Source organism: Trichocoleus sp. ST-U2, assembly GCF_039961875.1.
GTDB lineage: Bacteria > Cyanobacteriota > Cyanobacteriia > Cyanobacteriales > FACHB-T130 > FACHB-T130.
The window spans coordinates 1-24,442 of the sequence record NZ_JAMPJY010000051.1; the positions used below are offsets into that span (position 1 = coordinate 1).

Here is a 24,442-nt window from a genome sequence, read left to right on the forward strand (position 1 = left end):
TGCTACTCCAAATCACTTGAGATGCTGAAGTGTTCGCTCCGTTTGCTCCTTCACTACTTGAAGTATCGAACAGTTTTTCTATCAGCTTAGTTCATTACAATTTCAGCAACGCCAAAAAGTATTCATTCCCATCGATGACTGCCAGCCCTTTGCTGCACTGATTTTGCGCTCCTTTCCCCCAGAACTTGACAAATTGACTCAGCGACCGATTCAATCACTCCGGGGCTATCTCCTCAAAGTCAGGATGACGACTGGAAATTTGAGAAACCTCTATAAATCTAATGTTTGCCTGTCAAAATACTGACCCCCGAACTAGGTGAACCGCTCCCTATAGAGCAATCTGTAAGATACTGTTAAAGAGAAATTAAAAATTAAAAATTAAAACTAAAAAATCACCTTGATAGTTTTTAATTTCCTCTTCTAAATTTTGACGATTGACGTGCAACTTTGCTGAATCCCGTGCCTCCAACTGCTCAACGGACGAACCCACAACACTCAACACGACGTAGGTTTTTACAAACGTCAGCTGCTGCTACCCTCGGACTGGCAATGTCTGGTTGCGGCTGGACGCTTGCCCAAGTGCGCTCGGCACCCGCCAACTCTGATGCATCCAACAACAAGTTATTGTATCTCTACACTTGGGCTGGCTATACCGATGAGGATTTGTTAAAACGCTTTACCAAAGAGACTGGAATCAAGGTCATTGCTGATGTCTATGATTCCAACGAAGCGATGCTAGCCAGGATTCAAGCGTTGGGAGGCGGGGACTACAGCATTATTTACCCATCTGACTATACGGTGAGGAAGATGGTGGAACTGGGCTTGCTCAGTGAAATCGATCGCTCCCGCGTCGTAGGTTTGGATCGGTTGTTTCCCCGCTTCCAGAATCCCGTCTATGACCCAGAAAACCGCTACAGCATACCCCTGAGCTGGGGAACAACGGGTCTCATTTACAACACCCAGAAGCTGAAGCAACCACCAGCAGATTGGAATTATCTCTGGGACAATCAGCAGGCACTTTCTCGCAGGATGACCTTGCTGAATGATGTTCGGGAAGTAATGGGTGCGGTGTTGAAAATGCTGGGGTACTCTTACAACTCAAAAGACCCGCAGCAGATTAAACAGGCGTATGAAAAGTTAATGGCGCTCAAACCGGCCCTCGCTTCTTTCACCTCTGATGCCTGGAGAACTCAAATTTTAACTGGGGATTTGCTGCTGGCAATGGGATTTTCATCCGATGCCAATGAAATTATTCCAGAAAATAAAAACTTACAATATCTAATTCCTCGGAGTGGTTCTTCGGTGTGGACTGACACACTGGTCGTTCCGATAACAGCTCCCAATCCAGAAGGAGCTTATGCCTGGATTAACTTTATGTTGCAACCTGATGTCGCCGCTCAGATTTGCGAACGTTTAAGTTTCGCGACACCCAATCAAGCTGGCTACAATCAGCTACCTGATGAAATCCGTAACAATCAAATTTTATTTCCCCCAGAGGCGGTACTTGCCCAATGCGAAGGCGTTGCGCCGCTTGGAAAAGTTGCCGAAGTTTATGAATCCTATTGGACTCGATTGACGAGCAGCTAACATTAAATAATCTTGAGTTTTGAATGATGAATCGAAGCAACAATTGATACTTCATATCAATCATCTTTCATTAATAACTCAAAACTCAAAACTCAAAACTCAAAACTTTTTTCTGTCGTGTCTACCCCAACGTCTCCTCCCTCTATCCCCAATCCCACTCCCTCTGATGGAATCGAATCGCCAGTGCTAATGGGCAGCAGACGCCCCGGCTTGAAGTGGTTGGAACCAATGGCGCTGCTGGGTCCGGCTGGTATCTGGTTGGGTTTGTTGCTAGTGCTGCCAACGCTGGTGATTTTTCAGCTGAGTCTAGTACCAGGAATCCGACCTGGGGATGTGGTGAATCCCAGCGGGTTCGATAACTATGCGCTGGTATTTCAGCCCGTCTATTTGCAGGTGATCGGGCGATCGCTATTTTTTGCAATTGGCACTACAATCGTTTGTCTTTTACTAGGATTCCCAGTTGCTTACTGGATTGGTCAAATGGCACCAAAACAGTGGCGAAATTTGCTGCTACTAGGCTTTGTCTTGCCTTTATGGACATCATCGCTGCTGCGTTCTTACGCCTGGATTACAATCTTGCGTCCTACGGGTGTCCTGAACACGATGTTAACGACTTTAGGACTTCCAGCTTTGGAGTTGCTGAACCAGAGTTCAGCCGTATTTATTGGGATGGGTTACAGTTATTTGCCCTACATGGTGTTAATTCTTTACGCCTCTGTAGAAAAACTGGATCGGCGGTTGTTGGAGGCCTCTGCCGATTTGGGGGCAAATCCAATTGACACTTTTTGGAAAGTGACTGTCCCGCAAACGCTACCAGGAATTGCGGCTGGTTCTTTGCTTGTATTTATTAGCACTTTAGGGGATTTTGTCGATCCGGAATTGCTGGGCGGTGCCTCCAGCATGACCATATCCCGCTTGATTTATAACCAGTTTTTGGGTGCAACTCAAAATTGGGGATTTGGCTCGTCTTTGAGTATGGTTTTAATTTTTGCCGTGAGTGTAGCGATCGCGCTTTTAATTAAATACGGCGATAGCACACCGCAAAAATAAGGCTTATATAGAAGGTGCGTTGGCGATAGCGTAACGCACCATTATTTTCAGAAAATCTCTAAAATTTCTGTTAAATATTTGCCATAGGTACTAGACAAGTATTGGCGCAAGTGCTAGTTTTATATAATGGGAATCTGTGCGCCCATATAAAGTATTTTTTGAATTTAATAATGATTGATTGGTCAGTAAGCGCTGACTAATTCACTGTATGGAATAACTGTAAGTTGGGTTGAGGAACGAACCTCATCAAATTGTTTAGAGGGGTTGGATTTCCTTACCTTAACCCAATCTACGCTAAATCAAGTTTCCAATTATTTATGAGTTATTGCTTAAATCCCGCCTGTCAGAAGTGTCAAAACTCCCACAATGACAAATTTTGTAAAAACTGCGGGACGAAGCTGGTACTTTTAGGGCGTTACCGGACTTTGGCACCGCTGGGACAAGGTGGGTTTGGTAGGACTTTTCGGGCAATTGATGAAGCGAAACCTTCTAAACCAGCTTGTGTAATTAAGCAATTTTTCCCGATTCAACAAGGCACAAATACAGCTAATAAAGCAGCAGAATTATTTCATCAAGAAGCTGTACGGCTAGAAGAATTAGGGAATCATCCGCAGATTCCGGAATTGTTAGCCCATTTTGAGGAAGAGAACCGTCAATATTTGGTGCAACAGTTTATTAACGGACAAAATTTAGCCCATATATTAGAACAAAAAGGTGTTTTCAATGAAACTGAAATTCGCACCTTGCTGACAGACTTGCTGCGCGTATTAGAATTTGTGCATGGTAAGCAGGTAATTCACCGGGATATTAAGCCAGAAAATATTATTCGTCGTCAGGTTGATAACCAACTGGTGTTAGTAGATTTTGGTGCAGCTAAATTTGCGACGGGAACCGCATTAGCCAGAACTGGAACAGTAATTGGTGATTTTCGATATATTGCACCAGAACAAGCAGTCGGGAAAGGAGTTTTTGCCAGCGATTTATATAGTTTGGGTGTCACCTGCATTCATTTGCTAACTAACGTTGAGCCTTTAGAATTATTTGATACTGACGAGGATACTTGGGTTTGGCAGAGTTACTTGCCAAATCCTTTAAGCGACGAATTGCGTAGCATCTTAGATAAGATGATACAAAGAGGTGCGAAACGGCGATATCAATCAGCCGAAGACGTAATAAAGGCAATAACTCCGCAAAAGTTATCTGTAGCGCCAACAATTCTAAATATTCCCCAAGCTTCACCGCTAAAAACGTTTGATTTTGATGTGGTGACAGTAAACGCACAGGGAATGGAAACTAACCGCTGCCGAATGCAAGCAAAATATTTCTCTGAAGACTTAGACAGGGGAATGACACTAGAAATGGTAGAAATTCCAGGTGGTACTTTCCTGATGGGTTCTCCAGACATGGAGAAGAAACGCAACAGTAATGAAAGTCCGCAACATCAAGTAACTGTAGCACCCTTTTTCATGGGGAAATTTACAGTTACACAAGCGCAGTGGAAAGCCGTAGCAAACCTGCCAAAAATTAACAGGGATATACAACCAGATCCTTCCTACTTCAAAGGTACAAATCGACCTGTAGAAAATGTATCATGGCACGACACAGTTGAATTTTGTGCGCGTCTGTCGAAAAAAACTGGAAAGAGTTACCGTTTGCCCAGCGAAACCCAATGGGAATATGCTTGTCGTGCAGGAACAACTACACCTTTTCACGTTGGCGACACAATTACTACAAATTTAGCAAACTACGACGGAAATTCTACTTACGCCTCTGAACCAAAGGGGAAATATCGTCTACAAACGACAGAAGTGGGGAGTTTTCTACCCAACGCCTTTGGACTATACGATATGCACGGAAACGTTTGGGAATGGTGTGCTGATATTTGGCATCCTAGTTACAAAGGTGCGCCTAATGATGGGAATGCCTGGGAGTCAGAAGGAGATAATTCGTTCCGGCTGCTTCGCAGTGGTTCGTGTATCAACGATCCCTGGGACTGTCGCAGTGCGGTTCGTGGCAGGAATCAGCCGGACAGCAACAGCAGGTACTTTGGATTTCGAGTGGTTACTGCCTCTGCATAGACTCCTTAGTCCTTTCCTCTCTTCCCCTCTTCCTTGGCACTCTATAGTGCTAACGCGCATGGCTTTGCTAGTGCGTCTTCGCGGTTCGTAAAAATCAATTTACCTGAACACACAGATTTCCATTCTATAAGAATAGCCCTAATCTACGAAAAAGAAGTATAAAATAATACAAAAGCATAAAATTTTACGGAGGCGATACACTTAAGACGCGATCGCACTCTTCCAAAGATTCAATCGCATCCAGTAAAGTGAAGAAAGTTGGCATAGAGCGTGTAGCGAAGTGGCTGCTCTGTTCAGCATCGCAAATCCGACAAATGGTGAAATTGAATGACAGGCACCGTCAGCCATCAGCAGGAGGAAATCCCTTTAGAGATTATGTTGAAGTCCCAGGATAAACCTCGTATTTCTTGGCAGGTTATTTTCACACTGCTGATGTTCTTTTATATGTACCTGCCCATTCTGGTACTGACGTTTTATAGTTTTAACGAATCTACCTATAGCGCCGGTTGGGAGGGATTCACCTTCAAATGGTATCTGAAGCTGTTTCAGGACACCCGCGTCCTGACGGCGCTGCAAAATAGCTTAACCGTGGCTTTGTGTGCAGTAGCGATCGCTGCCGTCTTAGGCACCATAATGGCAGTTGGTTTAGCCCGTTATACCTTTCCGGGGAAAACCTTGTATCGCGGCGTTTCTTACCTGCCGCTGATTATTCCCGATATTGCGATCGCTGTTGCCACTCTGGTATTTTTAGCCGTTATTGGTATGCCGTTGAGCTTGTGGACAATTGTGGCAGCTCATGTCGTCTTTTGTCTTGCCTACGTCGCCTTGGTAGTTTCTTCTCGAATTAGCGGCTTAAACCCCCATTTAGAAGAAGCCGCCCTCGATTTAGGAGCGACGCCAGTACAAGCTTTTATCCAGGTGTTGCTTCCAGAATTAATGCCAGCAATTATTTCCGGTTGCCTGTTAGCTTTTGTCCTCAGCATGGACGACTTTCTCATTGCTAGCTTCACTGCCGGTACGGGTGCTACAACATTACCCCTAGAAATCTTTAGCCGCATCCGCACTGGGGTCAAACCGGATATCAACGCTCTCAGCGTCATGCTGATGATTGTGTCAGGTTTTGTCGCTTTTGTTGCTGAATTGCTCCGCTACCGCAGCGAACAAAAACGCTTTAAATAGCTTTGAATTTGTAGAGATGTCGCTGCATCTTATTTCGGGATTTTAAAATTTAACAATGAACAAAAAATTGTCATAAGTTAAGCTATTTGTTGCTAAAATTATTCAATGAACTTAAATTTAATTCTTCCTGTATGGGAAGTTAATTTGCTTTAAAAAAATGCACAGATTTTCATTATTTAATTAATACTAATAATACTAGCTCAAGGGAAAACAGTAAATTATAAATGGCTCCTATTGAGCCGCCGTCAAAATTGAAAAAGGAGGCTGGTAATCAGCCTCCTTTTCAGGAGAAATAGATAGGGGCGCATAGCAAGAGTGCCCGTATCCGTTGAGGGTTAAACAAGTTTGAGATTGGGATACTCAGCCAGCAAATCATCAGAGGTAAGCGTGTCGCCTTCTGCCTGAGGTGCCCAGAGAATTTCTACTGCAAGTAGGCGATCGCTCCCGATGCCACCAATCTGACGCAAGGCTTGACGCAAATCGTCAGTGCTGTTGATTTTCGGTAGTTGCAGATTACCTTCGGCACCCACCAAAATCGTCACAATAATGTATTCACTAGGGCCTTCTGCCATCATCTGATTTGCCAGCTTGCCAGCTTCCTCAGATCCCGCCGGTAAAGATGCTTTGGGCGTTGCTGCCTTGAGCTGATTATTGACGTTCGAGAGAGTCTCTTCGGTGACTTTGCTGCGTTCACCCAGAGCTAGCTGATTAAACTTGGCTTCTGCGGCTTGTAACGCTGTTTGCTGAGATTCTGCTGCCCCATACACCCAGTATTCCGGGTGACGTAGCAAAGCTAGGGTACTTTCCTGAAGCACTTGGGCACGACCGATGGCGGAACTCATATCAGATGTACGTGCCAACTCGTCTAATTCTCCTTGCAAGCTGCGAGCTTCTGCCAAAAGACCCACTTGCACCTCTGCCACAGAAACTTTGGGATTGCCGTAGCCCAGAGAATCGGCTTCACCTGCGTCGCCAACACCAACGCGGCGGAAGCTGGAAACCAAGAAGTTAGCGATTCCCAGGAAAATCAAAATTGTAAACAGACCGCCAAATCCGCCCCCGATGCCAAAGAAGGGAAATAGCAACGGGAACCCAAATCCACCCCCAAATCCACCCCCAGGATAAGGAGCCGGATAATATCCGCCGGATGGTGGCGCGTAGGTGCGGCTAGGAGGCGAATAGCTGCGGCTGGGCGCTCTAAAGGAACCCCCTCCAATTCGACCGCCTGAGCGAGCTGCTAAGGCTCCGTCAGCATGACCTAGCGTCAGGGTAAGGATCAGACCAAAGACGAACAAAGATTTCAAAAGGGGTTTAATTGCTGAAAGCAGTTTATTACGCATACATACTGTGCCTATTCAATCTGATTAAAACTGTAGCGGCTGGCAGCAACTCCTAGCATCTTCCTAACTATCGAGCGATCCGAGCTACATCTTTAATGTATCGCCTCCACCCGACTGGCGCGGGATCAATGCGGGGCGGATTTCCTCACGGGGAATCCGTACTCGAAAGGATGACGGATGAGGGATAACGCGAATCGCTGTGCGTTACCCAGGAACTGGACTAGAAACCACAGATGAAAAGTACAGTATGGGGAGTAAATCTTGTGGCTGTTTTCCGAGAAACAACCGAGAATTTATCTTCAGCCATTCCTTGTTCAATCTTCATCTCTGAGGTTCCAATTAGCCGCCGCCGACGATGGTGACGATTTCAATCGCGTCCCCCTCTTTGATCTCCGTTTGCGACCAAAACTGTCGATGGAGAATCTCACCGTTGTACTCAACCGCCACTAGGCGAGGATTTAACCCCAGATGCTCTAACAACTGGGGCAATTTAGTGTCGGGCGGGCAGGTGCGGGGTTCCCCATTCACTTGCAGCGTGATTTGACCAGACGGACTAAACATAAGATTGGGGAACGCGAACATCAACAGCGCGGAGAGTTTGCAGACGACTCAGCTGGGAGAGGAAATACTGAGTCATTAACATCGGCTGATCTGCCTGCATGATGGCGCGAACCGCTGCTACTCGTTCGGCTCCCGCCTCCAGCACATCATTTAAGTTATTCGCATCAATGCCCCCAATGGCAAACCAGGGAATCGAGGCATTTTCAGCCGCATAGCGGACATAATCCAGACCAGCAGCAGCTTTCTCTACTTTGGTGGGAGTTTCATAAACGGGGCCAACTCCAATATAGTCAGCACCCTCCTGGATAGCTCGCTGCATTTCTTCCGGGTTCGTGGTGGAGCGACCAACCAGGCGTTGTGGCCCTAGCAACTGTCGGGCGAGGGCGATGGAGATATCTTGTTGTCCCAGATGCACGCCATCGGCATTCACTGCCAAAGCCAGATCCACCCGGTCGTTCATGATAAACAGGGCACCGTATTGATGGCATAGCTGGCGGAGTTTGGAAGCGTGGGCGACTCGCACAGAATCGTCGGCAATTTTTTCGCGATACTGTACCAGAGTCAGTCCCCCTTGCAGGGCGGCTTCAACGATGGAAAATAGCTGTTCTGAGGCAGAAGTAACGAGGTATAGATGCGATCGCAACAGCACCTGATGTCGTCGGTAAGCCAGCAAATTGCTCTCCAGCGTATACACCCGATAGCGTAATTGCTTTGCCGCCGAGCCGAGGTCGGGGTCATAAAGCTTGCTATATTCTTCCAGCACCCGCAGGGCTTCTTCCACACGAGCAAAATTGACTTGCAACAGCTGCTGAATGCTAGAGCGCTGTTGTTCTTGAGGATGGGTCAACTCCGTGCCCGCATCCCCTGGGGTATCCCGTGCAGCCCGAAGCTCCATGCCATGCCATTTGGCTAGCTCCTGTCGCATTTGCTTGCATTCATTGACTAATTGGGAGCTATTCACGCCAAAGCGACACCATTCTTCGATAATCCGCAAGCCCTCTCTGGCTCGGTCTAAATTGGCGTCTAGAATGCGGCAAACCGCTGGCTGTGCTTGTATGAGCAAGTCCCCAACTGGCTCTCGAACGCTGTGTTTCTCGCCCATCGCAACCACTCCATTATTTTTCATCGTAGCAGTCTAGTTTCCTAATTTCTGAAATCTGTGAAGTGACAGGGTAGCACGTACCAACCAAATTTTCTCAATTGCCCCATATATTTTATCCAACTGAATAAAAAATAGAATGCGGGGATTAACAAGGTTGAGCAAAATGAACAATGCTGATATCGTGCGGATTGTGAACTAAGTCATGTGAACTAAGTCAGTAACATTTCGTCTATGGGTTAGGAGCAAGTAGCGTCCTTATCCCAATTCTTTAGCCTACGGGTTTCTAGTTTTTTGTACCTACCTATTTAAGAACGTTTAACAGCAGTATTATCATTCAAAGAATGCCCCCACAGAATTTTCTTTTGGAATGCCCATCGAATTCCTCGCTTTGAAGAGGATGCTCAGGTTGATGAGCTGTTAGCGGTTGGGGTCTTTTTAGAAATGTAAGAAATGTAAACAAACGGGTAGCCTCTATCCCAAAATAGGGGTGCATAGACTAAAACTAGGTGCTTTCTTCCATCAGCCTTTACCGATATTGCAGTGCCAACTTGAGAGGAGTAGAGCCGTGAGTTTGAAATGCCCCCACAATCGTCAATTGAATGCCCTAGTCAGAAAATGCCGTCCGTCGGTTCGTACCTGTCGCATATTCTTAGGATTAGTGACTGCGATCGCAATCCCCTGGCTGGACGTTACCGCAATCCAGGCACAGCCGACAGTGGCTCAGGTTCCCTCGGATGAGCAGACGCAGATGTCACAAATGAATCGGTTGTATGTCAACCCCGCTGCGGGAAATGACAGCAATGGCACTGGAGACGAGCAGGAACCGTTCCAAACCATTACTCATGCCTTGCAGGTCGCTCAGCCGAACACCGCCATCGTACTGGCACCCGGCACCTACAGCACCGAAACGGGTGAAACCTTTCCCTTAAGACTCAAAGCCGGTGTAACGATTCAGGGCGATCGCGGCACCAAAGGGGAGAATATTGTCATCCTCGGCGGCGGTCAGTTCCTCAGTCGTTTCTTTGGCGGTCAAAATATCGCGATCGCTGGGGCAAATCAAGCAGGGCTGATGGGCGTCACTGTGACGAATCCGAATCCACGAGGTTACGGTCTTTGGATTGAATCCACCAGTCTGATGGTGGCGGATAACACTTTTACGGGAAGTAAGCACGATGGAGTTGCCGTCACTGGCAATAGTGCCCCCACCATTCGCAACAACTACTTCTATGAAAACGGGGGCAATGGGATTACGATTTACGGGACTTCCCGACCGGAAGTGCGGGAGAACGTGTTTGAAAATACGGGATTTGGCATTAGTATCGGTCATAATGCTGCCCCGCAGCTAATTGCCAATCGCATCAGTGGCAACAAAGATGGGGTCGTCGTAGAAACCAAGGCAACACCCGTTCTCCGGAATAATATTATTGAAAACAACGCTCGTTACGGGTTAGTAGCAGTTTCCCAAGCCCGTCCTGATTTAGGAACTGCTGGCGAACCGGGCGGCAATATTTTTCGTGCCAATGGTCTATTGGACATTAACACCAAGGCTTCAAGCCAGGAGATTCCTGCCTATGGGAATGAGATTACTGCCAAAACGGCAGGACGCATTGACCTGACGGGCATGGCAATCCCCCCCACCCCGCTTGTAGAGGCTCCCATTGCCAGCGGGCTTCTGAAGCCGCTTCCCACCGCTTCCCTGCCGCCACAGGAAGCCCTGGCACCGATTCAGCCAGTAGCGAGGAATGGTGGAAGTTCTCAATCTTTGCCACTCCTCTCTAACCGCCCGAACTCAGAGATTTTAACTCCAGTACAATCGGTACCCACTGACAGCACCGGGATTAAAATTTCCGTTCAACCGCCTGCCCCAACCTCTCAGCCAGCAAGAACGTCAGCTTACGGATTACCAACATTGCAGCCTCCGATGGTGCCTCCGGTGGTGCCGCCCCAGCAGCCCAGAGCGACAGCGTCTCCCTTGCCGATATCGCCTGTGCCCCAGACTGCACCCCTAGAAATTCCCGCGCCGCCTCCGGTTGCTCGGTCGCCGTTGCCGACTTCCCGGTCGCCCAGAGCGACGACATTACCAGCGCTACCGTCGTCAGCTTCTACATTACCGGCGCTACCGTCATCCGCCCCGTCTCAACCGTCGCCGGTTCTACCCCGGACTCTGGACTTTGGGGCGGCACCCCAGGAGCCTCTCCAAGCTTCGGCCTCCTCAGATTTGCTGCCAGTGCCAAGTCCGGATGTTCCTTTGGGGAATATCGGCAACAGTCGGGCGGCTAGTGGGAGAGTGCCCCGCCGAGCTGGGGGTAGTCAACAAGCTCTAGGTTTGCGTTATCGGGTTGTGGTGGATACTCAGAATTCGCGCCAAGAGGCTTTAGTGCGATCGCTTGCACCCGATGCCTTCCGCACACGCTCCAACGGTCGGACGGTGATGCAGGCGGGAGCTTTTAGCACCCGCGATCGCGCTTTGGAAATGCAGCAAATGCTCAACACGAAAGGTTTAGCAGCCACGATTGAGTCAAGGAATTAATATTGTTTGTCAGGGGTTGATGGTTAATTGTCGGTTGTCATTAACCCCAGATGATTACCCACGACCCAATGTTCTACAGTTGGTTATTTTGACCCGTAATCATTCTTAGCTCATACCGCTATGCCAAGAGATGAGTCGCTCTCTCGAAGCTTGATGCTAATTTGTTTTGGAACAGCGGTGGTGTTGTTCTCAGTTTCTAGGCGGACAAATTTTTCAAGGGTGACGACCGTCAGCTTGGATTCCCCGATTCGGAGTCAGCGCCAGGTCGGCAAGTTGGCAAGTTGGCAGCTTGGAGACTTGTGGAGTAAAAATCGATCTTCAAATAGCCGCTCAGCCCCTCGGGAATATTCAGTGCTAGAAACCGCTCAGGCGGCATCCGCTTGGCAATCGCATCTCGTTGTCGATTTGAGCGATCGCCTGGTTTATGTTTACCGTGACGATCGGCTGCAAGCCAGTTACCCCGTGGCGGTGGGGCAGTTGGGTTGGGAAACGCCCACGGGTTCGTTTCAAGTTTTGCAAATGAACCAAAATCCGGCGTGGCGTCAACCGATTACGGGTGAAGTTATCCCATCTGGGGCGAATGATAATCCCTTAGGCGATCGCTGGATTGGTTTTTGGTCGGATGGGCGTCATCAAATTGGGTTTCACGGCACCAACGAAGAACACCTGATCGGGCAAGCAGTCTCCCACGGCTGCTTGCGAATGCGAAATCAAGATATTCGGATGCTTTATCAGCAGGTCGCGAAAGGGACACTCGTGCTGGTTCGCAGGTAGGAGGGAAAAGTTTTGAGTTTTGAGTTCTGAATTAATCACTCAAAACTCAAAATTCATCATTTATAACTCTTCCATTATTCGTTGCTATGGTTACTGGATTGAGGTTCAAAGCTGGGTGCGTAGGTTTGGAGTAAAGAACTCACCTGCTTGAACACGTCGCTGTCGTTCGCTTTGCTGAGCGCTTGCCGTTCTGGGAAAAATTCGGGACGATCCAGATTCCGGGCGATCGCTTCGCTCACTTGCTGGGTAATCAGCTCTTGAAGTTCATCTTTTGCCCGCATTCGCTGATAGCTAGCACCTTCCTCCGTCGTGGCATACAGCGGAGGCAAGCGATTGAGCGCGTAGGCGGCAATATCGCCGACATCTAGAACGCGATCGCTGGTTGCCTCAATTTCTGCGACTCTAGCGATCGCTTCCGTCAGCACCAACTCTTCCATGACATTGATGAACTGTTTTCGAGGAACTGCAACCACTTCCCCAGTTAACAGTGCGCCCATCAGACGGTCTAGAGCCATGTATTCTTCAATCGAAAGCTCAGAAGCCGTGTCACAGATGCGCCCCACCTCTGCTTCCATCGCTGGCGTCAGATAACCATCCTGCAGGGCTTGTTCAACAATTTTTTCAATACTCATCTAAAAATCCTGCTGGATACCCCATCCAAACTGTTTTGGTTGGCTAGGAAAGCGAGGCAGGGATTACCGCTTCCCTAAAAGTGCGTGCCCGTTTTCGAGTGTTGATACGCCCTCAACGAAGCCGAAACCTGCGTTGATGTCTTTTCGCCCATGCCCACTCATCTATCCTGGCATAACCAGCGCCTCAAAATACGCAAAACTACGCAGGCTTAACATCAGTCGGTTAGCGAACTAACAATATTGCTTTGACAGTGGGAATTTTCGGGATTTTTCCCAAAGGCTATTCAACATTTACGCTTCTCAGATGACTATCTACAATCCCCGTCCGCAAAGCTTTCGCTTCGGAAAAGCCTACACTAGCTCCCGGTGGGATAGTCGAAGACATTGAAAAATGCTTCGCAATCTCGTTTCGGAGAGGCAACCCTGCCACAATCTTTCCTCAATACAACACCAAATACATTAAAACCTAAAAAAATTCATCAAAACTTCAAAAAACCTCATTCAACTCCTTGAGTTCTCCAAGGTACTGGGTCTACGGCAAGACTATTGACATACAATCCCCAATGTAAGTGAGGACCCGTTGAAGCTCCCGTTGAACCAATTGCCCCAATCACCTGTCCCGCTTTTACAAAATCCCCTTCCTTGACATCAATCCGGCTCAAGTGCATAAAAATACTGGTGACGCCTTGACCGTGATCTACCCCAATTACATTTCCGTGAACTCGGAAACCCTGAGCAACCCGTCCCACCAGCGCCACTCTTCCCGATGCTGGTGCTGTTACCGGCGAACCATACCCACCCGCGTAGTCAACCCCGCGATGGTAGTAGTCATTCGCAAACTTGCCATTGTAGTAACGGCGAACCCCGTAAATACTGGTGATGCTACCTCGGTTCGGCTTGAGAAAAGGACCATTCCAGAACTTTTGCGGCGTCACCAAATTTTTAAAAGCTGCCACGCGGTTGAGTTCAAATTGGGTTGCTGATTGTCCGGCTTTTCCGGGGGGTAGGGTAATCCGTTGCACCGGGAAATTGCGCGATCGCAATGGCAACGACAGGTTTTTGACTTCCCCATCACCAGCAACCCGAATTTGTAGCGTTCCCGGCTTGTCTAAAGGCGTTGTCGGTAGCAAGACTCGAAAGCGATTTTGACCGAGGGAAAACGCCCGGTAAGTCTTCTGTTTGAAAGAAACCGTGGGACTCTGCGAACCAGGAGAGTCCGTCTGAATCACGACCGAGAGCGTATCCCCAAGCTGGGGATTGTTGGGTGCCACCTGTACCTGCAAAGCTTTGACAGGCAAAGCAGTAGAAACTAAAAAAGCAAAAGGCAACAGAAAGAATTCTTTGTTTTTACGGTTCGCTTTGGACTTTTGACTGGACAAGAGTGTAGAAACCAGCCGCCGGTCATGGCGAGATTGAAGCAGAGTCTTAAGCGACATCACAGGCAATTTTCTCCGAGCCAGTAATTGACAAAGCGTCTATGACCTTGTCTATGACCTTTATTACTAGCGGATAGACTATCACCTTGCCTGGACTGTTTCCACCGCCTTTCCTCAATTGATCCCAGTTGCCCAATAGAAACCTGAGGCAATGGCGTTAGCACAGTCCATAAAACTCTGTATTCTAAGTTTATATACCTTTATACTTGTTCTCATAAAACAAACTTGTGCAAGAAGACTTTAGACTGATTGTTGACTTAGTATCTGTTTTGGCAGCAGCAGCCGTTGGTGGAGTGGTATCAGCGCTGCTGCGGCAACCTGCCTTACTGGGTTATATCGTCGGCGGAATCGTCGTTGGGCCTGCGGGGTTGGGACTGATTAAAGAATTGGTTCAGATAGAAACCCTGGCTCAATTTGGTGTCGCCTTTTTGTTGTTCGCCTTGGGCGTTGAGTTTTCGTTTGCGGAATTAAAAAAAGTTAAAGGCATCGCCTTGGGTGGAGGCGGACTACAGATTGCCCTGACAATTGCAGTCACGGTTGCAGTCTGTGGACTCACTGGAGCGTGGGGTACCTTACCAGCGAAGGGTGTCTTCCTGGGGGCAATTCTGTCTTTGTCTTCAACCGCAATTGTCTTTAAGTGTCTGATGGAGCGAAATGAGACGGGGACGCCTCACGCTCAGGTGATGCTGGGGATTTTGGTGGTACAGGATTTGGCATTGGGGTTGATGCTGGCTGTCTTGCCAGCGCTGGATCAACCGCCAGAAGCGATTGGCAAGGCTGTGGCTTTAGCGCTGTTACAGATTGGGTTATTTGCGGCTGTGGCTGTGGCAGCAGGCATCTGGCTGATTCCTCCCTTGCTGCGCCTCTTGGCTCGAACGGAAAGCCGGGAGTTGTTTCTGTTGGGCGTGGTGGCGCTGTGTTTGGGGATTGCGTTGCTCACGGAGGCTTTGGGTCTTTCGATTGAAATGGGGGCATTTGTCGCCGGGTTAATGATTTCGGAGGTGGAATACGCCGACCAAACCCTGACTTATGTGGAGCCGTTGCGGGATGTGTTTGCGGCACTGTTTTTTGCGGCGATTGGGATGCTCATCGACCCGATTTTCCTGTGGAACAACCTAGAGTTAATTCTGGGGCTGGTTTTACTGGTTTTTGTCGGCAAGTTTTTGATTGTGACGCCGATTGTTAGAGCGTTTGGCTATCCGCTGAAAACTGCGGTAATTGCTGGTTTGGGTTTAGCTCAAATTGGAGAATTTTCGTTTGTTCTAGCCAGTGAAGGACAAGCTTTGGGGCTGGTTTCTCGGCGGGTTTACTTGCTGATTTTGGGCACGACTGCGGTGACGCTGGTACTGACGCCTTTTGTGATGCGGCTGGTGCCAAAATTGTTGGAGTTGCCTTGGCTGAAGCCATATCTAGATCCGGTGGATGACCCGATGGAAGTGGCGGTAGATGCGCCTTTGCAAAATCATGTGGTGGTCTGCGGTTATGGACGGGTGGGACGGAATCTGATCAAACTGGTGCAGGAGCATAACTATCCAGTGGTAGTGATTGACCAGTCGGAAAGCCGGATTCAGCAGTTAAGAGAAGCAGAAGTTTCTTATGTTTATGGCAATGCGGTGAGTTTGCACGTACTGGAAGCTGCGGGGGTAGATAAGGCGAAGGGGATGGCGATCGCGCTTCCCGATCCGATGAGTACCCGCCTTTGCCTCAAACGCGCTTTAGAATTGGCTCCAGATCTGGATATTGTCGTTCGCGCTAACCACAACAACGATATCGAACTGCTTTATCAGTTGGGGGCGCGAGAGGTGGTGCAACCGGAGTTTGAAGCTAGTTTAGAACTGGCGGCGCATCTATTAGCCGGTAGTGGATTGCCGACATGGCAGATCCAGAAGGAAATGCAGCAAATTCGCAATAGCCATTACCTGGCATTGCGTCCAGAGCGATCGCCTTCGGAGATTGCTCATGACTTACAAATTGCCACTGCTGAAATGAATAGCAAGTGGTATTCCCTCCCGCCCAACTCTCCCCTGATTGGGATGACGCTACAGGAGACGGATATGCGCCGATTGACGGGTGTCACTTTGATGGCAATTCGGCGAACTGGTGGGGAAGAAGTGGACTATCCAGACAAGCAAACTTCTCTGGAAGTGGGCGATCGCCTCTTGGTGGTGGGAGAATCCAACGAACAAGCTGCTTTTAATCAACTGGCAAACGGTGAAGTGGCAATCCCAAGCCAAACCGCTCCCTGTCAGTGGTTGCAGGTTCCAGAGTCCAGCCCTGTTGCCGGTAAGCCTCTCTCTGAGCTGCATATTCGCCGCCAGTACGGGGTGCAAGTGCAAGCAATTCGGCGAGATGGCAAGTTCATCCGCTTTCCGGGGGGCGATACCGAGCTGCAAGCGGGCGATCAGCTGCTCTTATGCGGCGGCAGTTTTCCCCTCAATCAGGTGCAACAGTTGTTGGCACCCGAATCTGAGCCTCCGGTTTTCCCAGTCCCTACGCTCAACTTGCCAGTAAGCGAAGCGATACAAGAGCATCTTCCCTCTGATAATCAGCGAACAGGCGAATCAAGGTAATCGGTCATTGGGGAAGAGATTCCCGATTCCCGATTCCTAATTACTTTGGCTGCACATAAGCGATCGCGTGTCGCCAAACCAGCGTTTGCTGATTCGATTCATCTTGTAGACAAATACAGTTCTGATCTTGCCAACGCAGTTTACCAACGAGTACATCGTTCGTGAGGAGTTTCAGTTCAACCCTTTGTCCCTCTTTCACAAATGTTTGGACGAGACGAGTGCTTGGTAAGCCTGTTTCCAGTTCAGTTGTCATAATGCAAGATTTTTCCTAATGCGAATTGCCAGATTTCAGGATTGAAGGACTGCCATTAACCATTACCCATTCCATAGTTTATGCTAATCGAAAATTGCGAATCGAAGGATTGCTAAATGGGAATCGAGTTTACTAAGTATCACGGACTGGGAAACGATTTCATTCTGATTGACAATCGTTCCTCATCAGAACCCAAGGTAACGCCAGAACAAGCGGTCAAGTTTTGCGATCGCCACTTCGGCATTGGTGCCGACGGCGTGATTTTTGCCCTGCCGGGACAAGACGGCACCGACTACACCATGCGGATTTTCAACTCTGATGGTTCCGAACCGGAAATGTGCGGCAATGGCATTCGCTGTTTAGGCAAATTTCTCGCTGATTTAGAAGGAAAATCTACTCAAGAAACTCAATATCGGATTCATACCCTGGCAGGTGTCATGACACCGCACATCAAGCCGGATGGGAAAGTCACCGTCGATATGGGAATGCCAGGACTACTGGCGGCAGAAATTCCCACGACGCTGGGTGCCCCTAACGAGAAAGTAATCGCTCAACCTTTAGAAGTCGCTGATGCTACTTGGTTGGTAATTTGTGTCAGCATGGGGAATCCTCACTGCATCACGTTTGTGGAGGATGTTGCCGCGATTCCTTTAGAAAATATTGGCCCCCAGTTCGAGCATCATCCCGTTTTTCCCAAGCGGACGAACACCGAGTTTATTCAAGTGGTGCGTCCGGATTACCTGAAAATGCGGGTCTGGGAACGCGGTGCGGGGATAACTTTAGCGTGCGGCACGGGTGCTTGTGCAACTGTGGTGGCTGGAGTCTTGACCGGAAAGAGCGATCGCATCGCCACCGTTGAATTACCCGGCGGCTGTTTGGAAATCGAATGGTCGGAAATAGACCAGCGAGTTTACATGACAGGACCAGCGGAGCGTGTATTCGCAGGTCAGATATAATCCGATGTGCTTTTTCTTAGCCTTCCGATAAATGGGGATTGGGGGAGCAAAACCCGAACAGCTCTGTTGGTTCGATTCCCCTAGTCCCTCGCTCAATTGCCGGGAATTACACTGTAAAGTTGCACATCGCGCGATCTAGCAAAAATGCAAAAGCCGCCAGAAAAGGCTCCCCGACTCATCACCATCTCCGTCAGCCATTACTGCGAAAAAGCACGATGGGCATTAGAACGGCTTGAGGTTCCCTACATTGAAGAACGGCATATGCCGCTTTTTCATCGGCTAGCCACCCGCAAAAATGGCGGCGGACAAACGACTCCGCTTCTAGTAACGGAAGCGGGTACTTTGAGCGATTCTTCGGACATCTTGCAGTATCTAGATGGCATAACGGCTGAAAGTAAAAAATTTTACCCAGCCGATCCCAAACTCCGCCGCGAAGTGAAAAAACTCGAAGATTTGTTCAACAAGCAGCTCGGCCCCAGTATCCGTATTTGGGCGTACTTTTATCTGCTAGATGACCGCCAATTGATGCGGAGGCTGTGGTGCGATGGTGTACCCCCGATTGAGCGGGCGTTATTTCCAATTGTCTTTCCGTTGATTCGCGAGGCGGCACGGCGAGGCTACAATATCACGGCAGAATCGTCAGCCAGTGCCCATGACAAGATTAAGCGCATCTTCGAGAACGTCAAGGCGCGGTTGGCAGATGGACGTTCCTACTTAGTTGGCGATCGCTTTTCGGCAGCAGACCTCACATTTGCCTGTCTCGCGGCTCCGGCTGTACTGCCTGCCGAGTATGGGGCGAGTCTGCCCCACTTAGATGAGTTGCCGGATGAGATTGCAGTGGCAATTAAAGAGTTACGAGAAACCTCGGCGGGAGCTTATATCTTGCGACTGTTCCGTGAAGAACGCCAGCGGTAATGGTTCATTGCAACAGAGAGTGGGAAAGTGAAAGTGGGAAGCGATCGCATCCTCACGGTTGAACTACCCGGCGGCTGCTTGGAAATCGCATAGTCATAAACAGACCAGCCTGTTCATAGGCAAAATCTAATCGCGATGTAACATCGAACCTTGAAAACGGGAACCTTAAATTAGGTCAACCCAAGGGAATTTTGATGACAGGCGCTATTTACCTAATTCAAGACAAGGGTCAGCTGGTTGAAATGATCGAACAGCCCTATGACTCGGAAGCTTTGCTGCAAAAACTGCTAGCCGACTATCCGAGTTTGTTGGCTGGCGACCAGATCAACAGTGCTGCACCGAGACGTTGGTTGTTAGTTTCAGAAGAGATGCCCGTGCCATCTGAAGAAAATGGTTTCGACCGATGGGCACTCGACCATTTATTTCTCGACCAAGATGGAATTCCCACCTTAGTGGAAGTTAAGCGTAGCACTGACACCCGCATCCGGCGAGAGGTAGTTGGACAGATGCTCGACTATGCTGCTAATGCAGTGGTTTATTGGCCTGTTGAGAAAATCATTGCCCAATTTAACGCTAATTGTCAGATAAAAAGTCAAGATTCTGAACAGATCCTAAGCAATTTTCTAGGCGCTGATGCTAAGCCATCTGAGTTTTGGGAAAAGGTGAAGACAAATCTGCAAGCTGGCAAAGTCCGTCTAGTCTTTGTTGCTGACAAGATTCCTCCTGAACTTCAACGTATCGTGGAGTTTTTAAATAAACAAATGAATCCAGCGGAAATATTGGCAATTGAAATTAACCAATACGTTGGTCAAGGTTTAAAAACTCTTGTTCCTAGAATTATTGGTCAAACAGTAGCAGGGGAATCAACGCAATCTCTACTGAATTATGAGACTAAGCAATGGAATGAGTCTTTGTTCTTTCAAGAATTAGAGGCAAAAAAAGGGAGTGATGTAGCTCAAGCTGCTAGAAACGTTTTCAACTGGATCAATTGTGAAAAAATGCACGTTAGTTGGGGGAAAGGGAAAATTGAAGGGTCTCTGATCCCCAGAATAATCAGTTACAAAGGAGAAACCAGAAAGTTTTTCACAATATGGACTGATGGCACTCTTGAGATTTATGCCTACGAGCCTCCATTTAACTTGGAAGACAAAAAGGCTGAACTTCTCAACCGCTTAAAATTAGTCGTAGGTCAGTCGATTTCTGTTAATACCTATCAATGGTATATTCAGTTGTCTGAACTGAAAGATGAGTTGATAGCGAAGCAATTTCTAGAAGTGATTGACTGGGCGATTCGGGAAATTAAAGTATCATAATTACGAATACAGGCTGTCACGTAATATAAGTTGGTAACTTTTAACCGATTGCTGGTAGTCATCATCTGCTAGATCAGCCTATTGATATCGCCAGCGATCGCATTTGTTTCTCAAACGTATCACTATCCATCAGCAACCTCATCTTCAGTCCACCCACGAACCTCAAAAGCGAAGTCACCAGCTATCCGCACGTAGAACAGTTGGTGAAAGCCTTCATTATAAGAGGGGCGTTGTAGCTTTTTGATTGTCGCGTAAATTGCTACATCTGGCACCCGTTTTTTACCTAAGCGCTGCTGGTTACGTTCCCGGCATTGACTCACCGACGATTTAAAGTAATAACCGATAATTTCGGCTCCATACATACAGCCCAATTGAATGAGGGACGCACGTTCTTCGACGGTTGGGTTAGTATTATCCACAATAACCGATTGCCCCGTTTCAAGTGCTTCTTTAATAAGTTGTGTTTGTCTTCTAGAGCGGTTCTTGTTGTTCCGCAACAAATCTTTGCTAACCAGCTTATGCGTTTCAGCAAAATGAGTGTGATAGAAGGTACTTTTCCCAGAAGCCTGCAAGCCGATAAAGATGACTAACTGCATAGACAATAGCCTATCAATAGTCATTATTTAAGCATAAGGTTTAAAACAAAGGTAATTTTAAAGTAATGGTAATTGCAATTTGCAATTAAAACTTGGTAACTTTCTCCTGAAAAAGGAGATTTTTTTACAAATAGAAAAGCTAGCGAATACCATCACCTCTTATTTGAATGGAGAAGGCGAGCTATACTCCTACAAGCATCCCACTGCTTGGTATTTGCTCCTAAGTGCGATCGCTCTTTATTTTGAGGGACGATGGGTATCCGTACAATCATCGCATTGAAATGGTGAAAATGGATAATATTGTGACTAGAAAAATACTAAACTCGCTGCAATCTTTATCTTGGCGCTGCTTAATAGTGCAACAAAAAAAATTACGCTCTGTCACCTATACTCAAGCAGTATGCGATCGCCAATAATCATCCCACGAATACTGAATCTTCAAATTAACTTCGCTCGGTAGCTTCTGTCTATCTTTAGAATAGAGAATATCTACTCATTTTTAGTGGAGCATCCCCCCATGATATTACAAGTTTCAGAATCCACAACAACTGTTAAAGAACAGCAATTCACCTTACCAGGTTATTATACTTGGGAGCAATTTGAGGCGATAGAATCATTAATCGCAGATGCGCCTGGTTTGCGAATCACTTATTTAGATGGCTGTGTGGAGTTTATGACACTAGGCGAAGACCACGAACAGATAAAGAGTGTTTTAGGTATATTTATAGCACTTTACTTGTTTGAAAAAGGAATTAAATTTATTCCTGTAGGGAGTGCAACTCGCAGGGACAAGAGCAAAGATGTTTCATTTGAGCCGGATGAATCTTACTATTTAGGGGAGAAGAAAGATCATCCGGATTTGGCAATTGAAGTCACTATTACCAGCGGTGGCATAGATAAACTAGAAAAGTACAAGCGGTTGAAAATTGCTGAAGTCTGGTTTTGGGAAAATAATCAGCTTGTGCTTTATCGACTGCGCGAACATAATTATGAGCAAATTTCCAAAAGTGAATTTTTGCCTGATTTAGATATTGCTTTGCTAGTGCGCTGCGTGCAAATGTCTGATATTTTGGCAGCGAGAACTGAGTTTATTAATGGGATGAGACAAATCGGTTGAAAGATATTTTACAGTAGCAGTGCGATCGCATTCTCCTCAATCTCAAAGAGCGATCGCACCCGTGAAAATATCTAGCAACATAGCTTAACGCACCACTTGCCGCATATAGTTTGCCCAAACTTGGGCAGCTTGTCCGCTACTTCCTCGCGTTGGAGTGTTGTCGTCATTTCCCAGCCAAATGCCGGTGACGAGATCCTGACTGGGAACGTAGCCAATAAACCACAAGTCAACGCCGCTATTCGTGGTGCCCGTCTTCCCCACCTCTCCGAATCCAATCGACGCCGCCCGTGCCGTACCCCCTCGCACTGCGCCCCGAAGCATATTCGTCATGGTATCTGCGATTCCCTGTGACAGCACCCGCTTCGTTGCCCCTGCTTCCTCCTCGAAGGAGTAAATCACCCGGCAGGTTTGCGGATTGTTGAAATCTTTGCAATCGCTGCTGTCCCGAATCCGCTGAATAGCATGGGCGCGATTCCAGACGCCGCCATTTTCCAAGGCACCGAAAGCCCCCGTCATCTCCAAGACAGTGGTTTCGCTTTGCCCCAACACCAAACCGGGAACCGGATTAAGCGGCGTTGTGATGCCCAGTCGTCGAGCCATCTCCACCACCCGATCTAAACCAACATCCTGCGCCACCCGCAGCGCGATCGCATTCTCCGACTGGGCAAGCGCGGTGTACATATCCGTCCCGCTACCCCCAACTCTTTCGCACCCCCGAAAGCGTTGACTCTGCCATACTATAGGGGCGCAAGAATAAAACTTTCCCGGCGAGTTACCTTGTTCAAGTGCCGAGGCGTAGGCAAAAATTTTGAAGGTGGAACCCGGTTGTCGCTTGGCTTGAGTCGCGCGATTAAATTGACTTTTTTGATAATCTGTGCCACCGACCAAGGCGCGAATTGACCCGTTGCTGGAGTCGAGGGTGACAATTGCTCCCTCAGAGAACCTGTAACTTCCCCCAATGGTATTAACTCCGTTGCGGAGGGCAGTTTCCGCCTTTTGTTGAGTCTCTAGATCCAGATTGGTTTCGACAAAAAAATTGCCTTCTTTTGCCAGTTGATCTCCCAACAAGAATTGGAGTTCGGTGAAAACGTAGCTGTAAAAATAGGGTGCCTTGATGCTAGCTAAAGCTTCTCTGGCTTTGGGGCTAACGTCAATACGCGATCGCCTTGCTCGTTGAGCTTCTTCCGCACTGATAAACCCTAGATTTGCCATGCGGTTGATAATGCGATCGCGCAGTCCAATCGCCGTTTTATAATCCCGAATCGGATTAAAACTATTCGGTGCTGGCAAAATCGCCACCAGCGTCGCCGCTTCAGAAATATTTAAGTCTCTGGCAGATTTGTCGAAATAAAACTGAGCCGCGTCCTCAAACCCGTTCGCGCCAACACCCAGGTAGATGCGGTTCAGATAATTCCGCATGATCTCGTTCTTACTGTAGAACGTCTCCAGCTTCAGAGCGACGATCGCTTCCTTGATTTTTCGTCCCGCGCTATCTTCTGTCCCCACATACTCCCGAAACAAACTCCGCGCCAACTGTTGCGTAATCGTGCTACCGCCTTGACGAATTCCGCCTCCCTTGACATTCGTCACCACCGCCCGCAGCGTGCCAACAGGATCGACCCCGAAGTGCCAGTAATAGCGGCTGTCTTCCGATGCAATCACCGCTTGAGGCAGATACTTGGAAAAATCTGATAATCGCCCCAATTCCCGGTGCGCTATCGTTCGGGGACGCTGTAACGGCGTTCCGTCATCAGAATTAATTACTACTGGCCCTTGTACGCCAGCGGGCAAAGGTCGAATCGGAATATTGCGCCACTCAAAAAGAATCCACAATGCCAATAAACTGGTCAGTCCACCCACCCCATAGAGGGCGTAACGAGTCGCCAGCACGTACCAGGGGGGCGGATTGTGGTATTGAAGCCGAACCGCATCCGCCAATTCCGGTGGTCCTAGGGTGAGGATATCGCCGTGGCGTAGTATGAGGCTATTGAGCCGCCGTCTCCCTCGGTAGATGCCATTGGTAGAGTTTTCATCCTTGATGACAAAGGACTGCCCGCGCCGTCCTTCTCGGTTTAATGAAAGATGAATCTGACTGATAACTGGGTTCCGCACCACGATATCGCAAGATTTAGAACTGCGTCCCAGTAAATAGCGATCGCCCAATAGTGGATAAACCTCTGCCTTCGCAGCACCGGCACCCTGCACCCACAATTCCGGTACTCTGGCATTAGGCTTCAGCGCCAGCGCATTGAAATTTACCTTGGCTTGAATGGTCTGTACTGCCTGAGTTAGTTGACCCAGGATGGTTTTAGGCGGTTGTTGGGGTGAGGTCATGTCAGCGGCAAAAGGCTCAATGCGACAACCAAGAGGTTTGTACTGAATATTCTAAATATTCTAATCGCTTGCCTAGGGAGGCGTTGTGAAAAAGAGAAAGAGCTTACAAAGATAGGTTT

At 48.2% G+C, this 24,442-nt stretch carries 19 protein-coding genes; 11 read left to right on the forward strand and 8 right to left on the reverse strand.

What is annotated here, in order from left to right; translation table 11 throughout:
• Positions 1-549: 549 nt before the first annotated feature.
• The 4 genes from NC996_RS23825 to NC996_RS23840 all read left to right on the forward strand — a co-directional run bounded on the left by NC996_RS23825 (position 550) and on the right by NC996_RS23840 (position 5,894).
• A complete protein-coding gene (locus tag NC996_RS23825) occupies positions 550-1,587 on the forward strand; it encodes a spermidine/putrescine ABC transporter substrate-binding protein (protein WP_190426070.1) in 1,038 nt (345 codons plus the stop codon).
• Positions 1,588-1,776: 189 nt separating this feature from the next.
• Positions 1,777-2,637 carry an ABC transporter permease gene (locus tag NC996_RS23830; protein WP_190686185.1) on the forward strand — a complete coding sequence of 287 codons (861 nt, stop codon included), beginning with the start codon at positions 1,777-1,779 and terminating at the stop codon, positions 2,635-2,637.
• Between the two features lie 317 nt (positions 2,638-2,954).
• Positions 2,955-4,715 carry a bifunctional serine/threonine-protein kinase/formylglycine-generating enzyme family protein gene (locus NC996_RS23835; protein ID WP_190686142.1) on the forward strand — a complete coding sequence of 587 codons (1,761 nt, stop codon included), beginning with the start codon at positions 2,955-2,957 and terminating at the stop codon, positions 4,713-4,715.
• A gap of 327 nt (positions 4,716-5,042) precedes the next feature.
• Positions 5,043-5,894: an ABC transporter permease gene (locus NC996_RS23840; RefSeq protein WP_190686145.1), complete on the forward strand. Its 852-nt coding sequence runs from the start codon at positions 5,043-5,045 to the stop codon at positions 5,892-5,894.
• 335 nt (positions 5,895-6,229) lie between these two features.
• On the opposite strand, the gene NC996_RS23845 is transcribed toward NC996_RS23840, so the two are convergent.
• The 3 genes from NC996_RS23845 to NC996_RS23855 all read right to left on the reverse strand — a co-directional run bounded on the left by NC996_RS23845 (position 6,230) and on the right by NC996_RS23855 (position 8,897).
• Positions 6,230-7,234 (reverse strand): DUF1517 domain-containing protein, encoded by a 1,005-nt coding sequence (locus NC996_RS23845; protein ID WP_190414968.1) that lies wholly within the window; start codon positions 7,232-7,234, stop codon positions 6,230-6,232.
• A gap of 339 nt (positions 7,235-7,573) precedes the next feature.
• Positions 7,574-7,795, reverse strand: a complete 222-nt coding sequence (gene thiS, locus NC996_RS23850; protein WP_190414969.1) for a sulfur carrier protein ThiS — start codon at positions 7,793-7,795, stop codon at positions 7,574-7,576.
• On the reverse strand, positions 7,788-8,897 hold the full coding sequence (locus NC996_RS23855) for a thiamine phosphate synthase (RefSeq protein ID WP_190686188.1): 1,110 nt from the start codon (positions 8,895-8,897) through the stop codon (positions 7,788-7,790). Before NC996_RS23855 ends, thiS begins: the two co-directional genes overlap by 8 nt.
• A gap of 565 nt (positions 8,898-9,462) precedes the next feature.
• On the opposite strand from NC996_RS23855, the gene NC996_RS23860 reads away from it, so the two are divergent.
• Both NC996_RS23860 and NC996_RS23865 read left to right on the forward strand, forming a co-directional pair.
• On the forward strand, positions 9,463-11,427 hold the full coding sequence (locus NC996_RS23860) for a DUF1565 domain-containing protein (RefSeq protein ID WP_190686148.1): 1,965 nt from the start codon (positions 9,463-9,465) through the stop codon (positions 11,425-11,427).
• 351 nt (positions 11,428-11,778) lie between these two features.
• Positions 11,779-12,201 carry a L,D-transpeptidase gene (locus tag NC996_RS23865; RefSeq protein WP_348260029.1) on the forward strand — a complete coding sequence of 141 codons (423 nt, stop codon included), beginning with the start codon at positions 11,779-11,781 and terminating at the stop codon, positions 12,199-12,201.
• A gap of 74 nt (positions 12,202-12,275) precedes the next feature.
• Here the strand turns inward: NC996_RS23865 and NC996_RS23870 are convergent, their stop codons facing one another.
• Entirely contained in the window at positions 12,276-12,833 is a 558-nt protein-coding gene (locus tag NC996_RS23870; protein WP_190414972.1) for a late competence development ComFB family protein, read from the reverse strand.
• A gap of 497 nt (positions 12,834-13,330) precedes the next feature.
• Complete coding sequence (locus NC996_RS23875; protein ID WP_190426143.1) at positions 13,331-14,269, reverse strand: M23 family metallopeptidase; 939 nt, start codon at positions 14,267-14,269, stop codon at positions 13,331-13,333.
• A gap of 227 nt (positions 14,270-14,496) precedes the next feature.
• Here NC996_RS23875 and NC996_RS23880 point away from each other — a divergent pair, with 227 nt between their 5' ends.
• Positions 14,497-16,839, forward strand: coding sequence for a cation:proton antiporter (locus tag NC996_RS23880; protein ID WP_190672149.1), 2,343 nt, complete (start codon positions 14,497-14,499; stop codon positions 16,837-16,839).
• 40 nt (positions 16,840-16,879) lie between these two features.
• Here the strand turns inward: NC996_RS23880 and NC996_RS23885 are convergent, their stop codons facing one another.
• Positions 16,880-17,092, reverse strand: a complete 213-nt coding sequence (locus tag NC996_RS23885) for an RNA chaperone Hfq (RefSeq protein WP_190414975.1) — start codon at positions 17,090-17,092, stop codon at positions 16,880-16,882.
• Between the two features lie 116 nt (positions 17,093-17,208).
• Between NC996_RS23885 and dapF the strand changes: the two genes are divergently transcribed.
• The 3 genes from dapF to NC996_RS23900 all read left to right on the forward strand — a co-directional run bounded on the left by dapF (position 17,209) and on the right by NC996_RS23900 (position 20,276).
• Positions 17,209-18,048, forward strand: a complete 840-nt coding sequence (gene dapF, locus NC996_RS23890) for a diaminopimelate epimerase (protein WP_190686151.1) — start codon at positions 17,209-17,211, stop codon at positions 18,046-18,048.
• A gap of 144 nt (positions 18,049-18,192) precedes the next feature.
• Positions 18,193-18,963, forward strand: a complete 771-nt coding sequence (locus NC996_RS23895) for a glutathione S-transferase family protein (RefSeq protein ID WP_190686153.1) — start codon at positions 18,193-18,195, stop codon at positions 18,961-18,963.
• 194 nt (positions 18,964-19,157) lie between these two features.
• On the forward strand, positions 19,158-20,276 hold the full coding sequence (locus tag NC996_RS23900) for a hypothetical protein (protein ID WP_190686156.1): 1,119 nt from the start codon (positions 19,158-19,160) through the stop codon (positions 20,274-20,276).
• A 122-nt stretch (positions 20,277-20,398) separates the two neighbouring features.
• Here the strand turns inward: NC996_RS23900 and NC996_RS23905 are convergent, their stop codons facing one another.
• Positions 20,399-20,872 carry an ATP-binding protein gene (locus NC996_RS23905; RefSeq protein WP_190686160.1) on the reverse strand — a complete coding sequence of 158 codons (474 nt, stop codon included), beginning with the start codon at positions 20,870-20,872 and terminating at the stop codon, positions 20,399-20,401.
• Positions 20,873-21,389: 517 nt separating this feature from the next.
• Between NC996_RS23905 and NC996_RS23910 the strand changes: the two genes are divergently transcribed.
• The gene (locus tag NC996_RS23910; RefSeq protein WP_190686163.1) at positions 21,390-21,989 is read left to right on the forward strand and encodes a Uma2 family endonuclease; all 600 of its coding nucleotides are present in this window, start codon (positions 21,390-21,392) and stop codon (positions 21,987-21,989) included.
• Positions 21,990-22,073: 84 nt separating this feature from the next.
• Here NC996_RS23910 and NC996_RS23915 read toward each other — a convergent pair whose 3' ends face one another.
• Positions 22,074-24,323 (reverse strand): transglycosylase domain-containing protein, encoded by a 2,250-nt coding sequence (locus tag NC996_RS23915; protein ID WP_190686168.1) that lies wholly within the window; start codon positions 24,321-24,323, stop codon positions 22,074-22,076.
• Positions 24,324-24,442 lie beyond the last annotated feature (119 nt).

Coding starts and splice junctions, on each gene's coding strand:
- NC996_RS23825 (WP_190426070.1), top strand. CDS start 550: ATGTCTGGTTGCGGCTGGACGCTTGCCCAAGTGCGCTCGGCACCCGCC.
- NC996_RS23830 (WP_190686185.1), top strand. CDS start 1,777: ATGGGCAGCAGACGCCCCGGCTTGAAGTGGTTGGAACCAATGGCGCTG.
- NC996_RS23835 (WP_190686142.1), top strand. CDS start 2,955: ATGAGTTATTGCTTAAATCCCGCCTGTCAGAAGTGTCAAAACTCCCAC.
- NC996_RS23840 (WP_190686145.1), top strand. CDS start 5,043: ATGACAGGCACCGTCAGCCATCAGCAGGAGGAAATCCCTTTAGAGATT.
- NC996_RS23845 (WP_190414968.1), bottom strand. CDS start 7,234: ATGCGTAATAAACTGCTTTCAGCAATTAAACCCCTTTTGAAATCTTTG.
- thiS (WP_190414969.1), bottom strand. CDS start 7,795: ATGTTTAGTCCGTCTGGTCAAATCACGCTGCAAGTGAATGGGGAACCC.
- NC996_RS23855 (WP_190686188.1), bottom strand. CDS start 8,897: ATGGGCGAGAAACACAGCGTTCGAGAGCCAGTTGGGGACTTGCTCATA.
- NC996_RS23870 (WP_190414972.1), bottom strand. CDS start 12,833: ATGAGTATTGAAAAAATTGTTGAACAAGCCCTGCAGGATGGTTATCTG.
- NC996_RS23875 (WP_190426143.1), bottom strand. CDS start 14,269: ATGTCGCTTAAGACTCTGCTTCAATCTCGCCATGACCGGCGGCTGGTT.
- NC996_RS23885 (WP_190414975.1), bottom strand. CDS start 17,092: ATGACAACTGAACTGGAAACAGGCTTACCAAGCACTCGTCTCGTCCAA.
- dapF (WP_190686151.1), top strand. CDS start 17,209: ATGGGAATCGAGTTTACTAAGTATCACGGACTGGGAAACGATTTCATT.
- NC996_RS23895 (WP_190686153.1), top strand. CDS start 18,193: ATGCAAAAGCCGCCAGAAAAGGCTCCCCGACTCATCACCATCTCCGTC.
- NC996_RS23900 (WP_190686156.1), top strand. CDS start 19,158: ATGACAGGCGCTATTTACCTAATTCAAGACAAGGGTCAGCTGGTTGAA.
- NC996_RS23905 (WP_190686160.1), bottom strand. CDS start 20,872: ATGCAGTTAGTCATCTTTATCGGCTTGCAGGCTTCTGGGAAAAGTACC.
- NC996_RS23910 (WP_190686163.1), top strand. CDS start 21,390: ATGATATTACAAGTTTCAGAATCCACAACAACTGTTAAAGAACAGCAA.
- NC996_RS23915 (WP_190686168.1), bottom strand. CDS start 24,323: ATGACCTCACCCCAACAACCGCCTAAAACCATCCTGGGTCAACTAACT.